The organism is Micrococcus sp. HMSC31B01 (assembly GCF_001816085.1).
Taxonomy (GTDB): Bacteria; Actinomycetota; Actinomycetes; order Actinomycetales; family Micrococcaceae; genus Micrococcus; species Micrococcus luteus.
Genome location: NZ_KV825005.1, coordinates 1 through 6,529, shown reverse-complemented (window position 1 = coordinate 6,529; position 6,529 = coordinate 1). Strand labels below are relative to the sequence as shown.

7 protein-coding genes are annotated in these 6,529 nt (G+C 71.4%); 3 read left to right on the top strand and 4 right to left on the bottom strand.

Annotated features, from left to right (window positions below):
• Positions 1-294 precede the first annotated feature (294 nt).
• Positions 295-522, top strand: a complete 228-nt coding sequence (locus HMPREF3105_RS03220) for a helix-turn-helix domain-containing protein (protein ID WP_223247472.1) — start codon at positions 295-297, stop codon at positions 520-522.
• A gap of 90 nt (positions 523-612) precedes the next feature.
• On the opposite strand, the gene HMPREF3105_RS03215 is transcribed toward HMPREF3105_RS03220, so the two are convergent.
• Entirely contained in the window at positions 613-1,470 is an 858-nt protein-coding gene (locus HMPREF3105_RS03215) for a transporter substrate-binding domain-containing protein (protein ID WP_041102639.1), read from the bottom strand.
• Positions 1,471-1,630: 160 nt separating this feature from the next.
• Here HMPREF3105_RS03215 and HMPREF3105_RS03210 point away from each other — a divergent pair, with 160 nt between their 5' ends.
• Positions 1,631-2,458, top strand: a complete 828-nt coding sequence (locus tag HMPREF3105_RS03210) for a hypothetical protein (protein ID WP_070708767.1) — start codon at positions 1,631-1,633, stop codon at positions 2,456-2,458.
• Positions 2,459-2,467: 9 nt separating this feature from the next.
• On the opposite strand, the gene HMPREF3105_RS03205 is transcribed toward HMPREF3105_RS03210, so the two are convergent.
• Positions 2,468-2,743 carry a DUF1540 domain-containing protein gene (locus HMPREF3105_RS03205; RefSeq protein ID WP_020624892.1) on the bottom strand — a complete coding sequence of 92 codons (276 nt, stop codon included), beginning with the start codon at positions 2,741-2,743 and terminating at the stop codon, positions 2,468-2,470.
• Between the two features lie 336 nt (positions 2,744-3,079).
• On the opposite strand from HMPREF3105_RS03205, the gene HMPREF3105_RS03200 reads away from it, so the two are divergent.
• Positions 3,080-3,841 (top strand): OBAP family protein, encoded by a 762-nt coding sequence (locus tag HMPREF3105_RS03200; protein ID WP_070708766.1) that lies wholly within the window; start codon positions 3,080-3,082, stop codon positions 3,839-3,841.
• A 170-nt stretch (positions 3,842-4,011) separates the two neighbouring features.
• Here HMPREF3105_RS03200 and HMPREF3105_RS03195 read toward each other — a convergent pair whose 3' ends face one another.
• Both HMPREF3105_RS03195 and HMPREF3105_RS03190 read right to left on the bottom strand, forming a co-directional pair.
• The gene (locus tag HMPREF3105_RS03195) at positions 4,012-5,193 is read right to left on the bottom strand and encodes an NAD(P)/FAD-dependent oxidoreductase (RefSeq protein ID WP_070708765.1); all 1,182 of its coding nucleotides are present in this window, start codon (positions 5,191-5,193) and stop codon (positions 4,012-4,014) included.
• A gap of 112 nt (positions 5,194-5,305) precedes the next feature.
• Entirely contained in the window at positions 5,306-6,259 is a 954-nt protein-coding gene (locus tag HMPREF3105_RS03190) for a WcbI family polysaccharide biosynthesis putative acetyltransferase (RefSeq protein WP_070708764.1), read from the bottom strand.
• Between the last annotated feature and the right edge of the window lie 270 nt (positions 6,260-6,529).

Below are 6,529 nucleotides of genomic sequence, written 5' to 3'. Positions count from 1 at the left end.
CACACGAAGTTCGAGAGGTTCTGGGGAGAGGGCATGGTGGCGGAGCCTTTCGGAGCACGGCGGTGTGGCAGTCGGCCTCATTCTGTCACTGAGAAGTCGCACGCCTGATGCCTGAGAGCCGGGTTCCGAAGAATTCTTCGGATGAGGAGGCCGGCACCTTTTCGACCGACCTCTGGAGGCTCGAATCCGAAGTCTTCTTCGGTTTCCCATGTCGACTCGTCACCGCAGCAGTCGAACGTCACCGATTCCGACGAATCCTTCGGATTTCAGCTGCTCATCTGCCACGCTGGGGCTGTGGCCACCACACGCGCAGTCTCCTCCGCCGCGGCGCTGATGAAGATCAGCGACCGCGTCCGCGCCATGCGTAAAGAGCTCCTGCTGACCCAGCAGCAGCTCGCAGACCTGGCAGGAGTCTCGGATGCGACCGTCCGCCAGATCGAGCGCGGCACCGGCAAGAGCACCCTGAAGTCAGTGCTCTCCGTCATGGAGGTGCTCGGCCTCGAGCTCGAGGTCACCGGTTGACGACTCCCGCACTCGAGGACCTGAAGCGCGTCACCGCCACGGACGTCTACAAGGGCGGCGACCCAGCGGGGACGGGATCGCCCTTGCGGCTCAGTCCTCCAGGCTCAGCTCGACGTCCCCGACCCACGGCTCCGCGAATCCTTCGTACGTCCCGTCCTTGAGCGCGATGGCCAGCCACTGGTCCACGTAGTGCTTGAACACCTCGTCGCCCTGCGGGAGCATGTACCCCTTCTGGAAGTAGTCGAAGGGCTCGTCCGGGTTCGCGGCGCACAGCTCGGGGTACTCGTGGTCGATGTAGAGCACCTCGGAGCGGTCCGTGGTCATCACGTCCGCCTCGCCGGCCGCGAGAGCGTCGAACACCGTGAGGTTGTCGTGCGTCAGCAGCTCGCCCTGCGGGTAGTGCTCCCGCGCGAACTTCTCGTTGGTGCCGCCCTCCGGGAAGATCGACCGCACACCCGGCTGATTGATCTCCGCCACGGTGTCGTACTTCTCGACGTCCTCGCAGCGGGTGATCGGCGTCTTGCCGTCCTCCTGCGTGGGCACGGTGAAGTACACCTGCTCGGCGCGTTCCGGGTTCAGGGATATGCCCCCGACGGCGACGTCGCACGCCCCCGACGTGTAGTCGTCCATGAGCGTCTTCCAGCTGGTCTTCACGAACTCCGGCTCCACGCCCATGGTCTCGGCCAGGTCGCGGGCCATGTCCACATCGATGCCCTTCCAGTCGCCGCTCTCGGTCTGCTCGGTGAAGGGCGGATAGTCACCGGTGGAGCAGACGCGCAACGTGCCGACCTCCTTGATGCGGGTGAGTGCGGAGTCGACGACGGTGGCGGTGGCGGGTTCCGATGAGCTGCCCGCATCCTGCGCCGTGCCGCAGGAGGTGAGGGTGAGCGTCAGGACGACGCCGAAGGCCGCCGTCGCGAGTCGGCAGCGGGTGGGGCGGAAGGTCATGATCGGCTGGCTCCCTCGACGACGGCATGTGAGTCCCGTCACCGTAGCCCAGCACCACACGCCCCCACCGCCCCGCGTACGACAAATACACAACACTTGCCTTGCGTATCTCACTGAGGTGTGCCTTACTGGTTCACGGACCCCCGCCGGAAGGACCCCCATGGCCCACGCCTCCACGCACCCCGCCCATCCGCTGCCGCCCGTGGCGTCCCGTCGCCTGCTGCTGGCCCAGCGGCTGCTCCGCGGCGAGGGCTCCGTCGAGGTCACGGCCTTCCGCGCCGGCGAGACGCTCACGACGGCCGTCCACGGCGTGAGCGCGGACGGCCGCCTCGTGGTCGCCCACGTCCCCAACCTCCTCGGTTCGCTCGGCGCGTTCCACACGCCCGCGCCGCTGGACGTGCGCGTGGACGTCCAGCGTGACGCCCTGGACCTCACGGTCCCCACCCGCCTGGCGTCCGTGCATCTGCTCGGCACCCTGCGCTGGTGCCGGGACTCGGCCGAGGTCGCGGAGCTGGGGCTGCGCGGTCGCGTCGCGGACCTCGTGGCCGACGTCGGCCCACGGGTGCGCGTGGGCGTCGTCGAGACCCAGCGGATCCTGTTGCACGACGTCGACGGCGTCGCCGTGTTCTGCCGCCACACCCTGCCGCTCACGTCGCGCGGGCTCGTCGACCAGGCCGAGCTCGCAGACCTGGCGGACGACGTGCTGGGCACCGCCCCCGAGGTGCTCGCGGACCTGGCCGACGCCGTCGCCCTGGGCCTGCTGCCGGGCGAGAGCACCCCGTTGCAGGTCGACACCGAACTCCTGCCCGAGTCCCCCGCCCACGCCCTCGACGCGGACGAAGCCGGGGTGACCCTGCTGCGCGTCCGCGACGGCGAGAGCACCGCGGTGCACGTGGCCCTGCCCGGTGCGGGCCGGCTCGACCACAGCCCCCGGCACGCCTGGCGGCGGCTGCTGGACGCGATCCCGGCGCGGGTCGCCCACCCCTGAGGGGCGGCGTCAGTCGATCGTGTAGGTGGCGCAGGTGGCCACGTCCGTGACCTCGATGCCCTCGGCGGTGCAGGCGAGGTCGGCGTTGTAGGTGCACTCGAGGCGGTGGCACGCACCGACGGTCGAGGCGCCCTCGGTCACCGGGCGGCGGACGTCCAGCTGGACGAAGGTGCCGCAGCCGGGCGTTCGGTCGGAGCCGGCGACGGTGATGGCCAGGGCGTTGCAGGACGTCTCGGCATTGAAGGCGCAGGCACTGGCGGCGCAGGTGCGGACGGCGGTGGTCATGGCGTGATCCTCTCGGTTCGGGCCCGCCCCGGGCCGGGGCGGTGCTGCTGGAATCGAGATTACTCCGGCCCACGAATAGCACAAGAGGGGTAAGCCTTAGTCGATAGACGATTAGCGCAAATGGATTTTGCGCATTGTCGTGTGTCGTATGGACCGACGTCGTGCCCGCCGGCCGCCCGGAATCTTCTGCATCTCTGGCCCTTCTGGCGACCACGCGCCCACTCAGAAGGGTCAGATGCGCAGACGATCCGCCGTCCCCGCCTCCTGAGCAGCCCCGGCAGCCCCGGCAGCTCCACCACCCTGGCCGAGTCCGCCCCGCGCTCCTAGCGTGGGGCCATGAGCACCCATCGCCTGTCCCCCACCGCCCTCGGGTTCGCCGCCGGACTGGGCACCGCGGCCGCTGTCACCGCAGCCCGCAAGATCGCCCTCATGGGCGCCGTCGGGAAGGGCCACCCGCTCAAGCACCGCCTCCTGGACGCGGCATCCGGCCTGGTCCAGCCGAAGTACCCCATGGGCGCGATGAGCACCTATCTCAACGGACTGCACTTCTACGCCGACGACCTCGGCCGACAGGTCGAAGCCAGCCACTTCTGCATCCACCTGCGCCACGACCTGCACCAGTGCGTGATCTTCGACCGCAACGCGCCGGACGCACGGCTGATCGGCATCGAGTACATCATCAGCGAGGAGCGGTTCCGCAGCCTCCCCGACGAGGAGCGGCGCCTGTGGCACAGCCACCACTACGAGGTGAGCTCCGGCGCCCTCACGGCCCCCGGGGTGCCCGAGCTGGCCGAGCACAGTTACTTCGAAGACCTCATCCACACCTACGGGAAGACGTTCCACACCTGGCAGTACGACCGGTACGACTTCCCGTACGGCATCCCCCAGCTGATGATGGGCCTCACCGGCGACGGCCAGGTGGACGAGGCCCTCCTGCGCGCCCGCGACGAGCGCGTGGGCGTGGACACCGCGGCCAAGCGACGCCACCGCGCGGACATCCCGGTCCCGGACGTGGTGCCGGGCGCGAACAGCTGGGAGCGCGGGCGGGTCGTGCAGACCACGCTCGAGGAGCGCCCGGTGCGGGGCCGCGACGACTGAGGGCGGCGTCGTCGGGAGGGCGCCGTTTCCCGAACGACAGCGGTGCGACACGCCGCCGTTTCCCGAACGAAAACGCTCGGCGGGCCGGCGCCGTCATCTGGATCGGGCGGGCGCGCCCCGCGAGGGACAGCACGTCCGCCGCACGTGTCGCGACAGCGAGAACGCTGGGCTCAGACCTTGCCCTTGAGCAGTCGGTGCCAGTAGATCCGGGGCTGGCCGAAGCGGTCGAAGGCCGCCGTGCTCTTCCGCGGCTTCGTCAGGTCCACGCCGGGGATCGACCGGTCCTCGGAGCCGTCGCGGACGTGCTCGTCCAGGACCAGCTCGTCCCGGCTGACCATCACGGGGATCACGGTGTAGCCGTCGTACTTCTGGAGCGGCTTCCCCGCGTCCGCGGCCTGGATGTTCTGGGCCAGGATCTTGACCTGCCGGCGCAGGGCACCGCCGGAGGGCCGTGTGCCCAGGGCGGCGGCGTCGCCCAGCGCCCACACGTGCGGGTGCACGGGATGCCGCAGGGTCGCGGGATCCACGGCCGCCAGGCCGGCCTCGCCGTCGTCCGCCAGGCCTGCCTCGGCGATGAACTCCGGGGCCCGCACCACGGGCGTGATGTACGCGGCCGCGACGTCGGTGATCCGCTCACCGGTGTTGAGCACCACCTCGCGGGCCTCGTGGTCCACGGCGTTCACCTCTGCGCCGGCGTGCACATGGATGCCGTACCTCGCCACGGCCTCGGCCAGAGCGGGGTCGATGGTCTGCCGGTCCAGGATCCGGCCGTAGGGGGTCACCAGGTGGACGTCCACGTCCGGCAGGATCCCCGTGCGCTCCCACGCCGCGCAGGCCAGGAACAGCGCCTTGAGCACGGTGCCGCCGCACGAGGAGGGCTCAGCCGGCACATTCGCCACCACACGGTCCCCCGCGGCCACACGCGACAGCAGCGCCCGGGCGGCGTCCACGTGCTCGGGCACGTGCGCACTCGCCGCCCATCCGGCGGCGTAGGCCTCACGCAGCCCGTCGATCGCACCCCACCACGGGGTCAGCCCCGGGCAGAGCACGAGGTGGCGGAAGCCCACGGTCAGCCCGGTGCTCGTCACCGCGGTCCGTTCCTCGGCGTCCACGGCCACGACGTGGTCCGGGATCCATTCGACCCCGTCCGGGATGACGGCCCGCATCGGCCGTTCGAACCGGGCCATGTCCGCCTGCCCGCCCGCCGCGTAGTTCAGCATCGGCCGGTAGCGGTGCAGCTGTTGGCCGTCGGCGATGGCGACCCGACCCTGCCGCTTCCGCCGCAGTGCGGCGGCCAAGGACACGCCGGCGTTGCCGCCGCCGACGATCAGGATGTCGTACTGCTCGGTCACGTGGTCCTCCGTGGGGTGACGGGGTCAAGGAAACGGTACGTCCGCCCCCGCAGACGTGCTCCGCGGCAGACGGGACGTGCCGCCCATCCTCCACTGGGGGCCGGGGCCGGCGCTAGCCCGTAAGGCCCAGCAGCCGCAGCTGGTCGGCGTACTTGCGCATCCCGGCCTCCACGGCCTGCGGGTTCTGCGCGTACCAGTCCAGGTGGGTCTGTCGCAGCTGCTCGGCCGGAACGGTCTGTCCGGCCACGGCCCAGTCCTCGGTCGGCTCGGCGTCGAGGTCGAGGGCCTCCACCACGGCCGCCTCGAGGGGCGCGCGCACCCCGCCGAGGAGCACGCGGGAGGCGGGCACGGGCTGGACGGCGACGTCGCCCGGCAGGTGCCCGGCCACGCGCTCGGCCACGCGGGTCAGCAGCGTGTTGGTCGGGTGGTTCACGGTGTAGAAGCCGACGCCCCGCTCCGCCGCCACGAGGTCCGCCATGGACAGCGTCCCCTTCGCCTCCTCCCTCGCCCGCAGCGCCTGCACGGACGCGGCCGCGGCCTCGCGGATCGCCGCCGGCGCCACCTCCCGACGACGGCCCGTCGCCGCCTCGGCCAGCACGCGCAGGTCGTGGTACGGCACCACGGGCGGGTCCTCCCCCGGCCGCTCGGCCGCCCCGGGCGCGAACTTCCAGTTGCGGAGGGTGACCTGCCAGGGAAAGCGCGAGACGTCGTACACCACGGGGATCCGCACCACGGCGGCGTCCTTCGGCAACCGGGCCACGAGCTGGTCCGTGCCGATGGGCATGCCCCGGTAGTCGTGCGGGATCGGCTGGGTGACGAGGGCCTTCACGCGGGGCAGCAGTCGCTCCAGGTGCTCGACCTCGTCCGGCTGGGCCTCGAAGGCGGGCGGCACGCGCACGCTCACCAGGTCCGCCCCGTGCAGCGGTGTGCCGGGCTCCCCGCCGAGCAGCCGCCGGTACGACTCGCCCTGGCAGTTGCCCCACACCAGCAGCAGGTCACCCTCGGGCAGGTCCTCGAGCCCGTAGAAGTGGCCGTAGTGCCGGCGTCGTCCCTCGTCCTCGTTCACGCCTGCGTCCTCTCTCCTCAGCCGTCCTCGCGACGGATCCAGTCGACGCCCGTCTTCCCGAACCACCAGGCCAGGAACGCGGAGAGCGCCGCGAAGTCCAGCTCGTCCAGCTCGCTCATCGGCCCTCCCGTGCTCCGTCCTGTCCGCGATTGTGCCAGCCCCGCGGGCACCGGCCCGCTCAGCCCCAGCCGCCCCACCACGCCTCGAGGTCCGGCACGGTGGCCACGGGCGCCCAGCCCAGCCGGGAGGCGGGCACCCGCCACCCCCGCG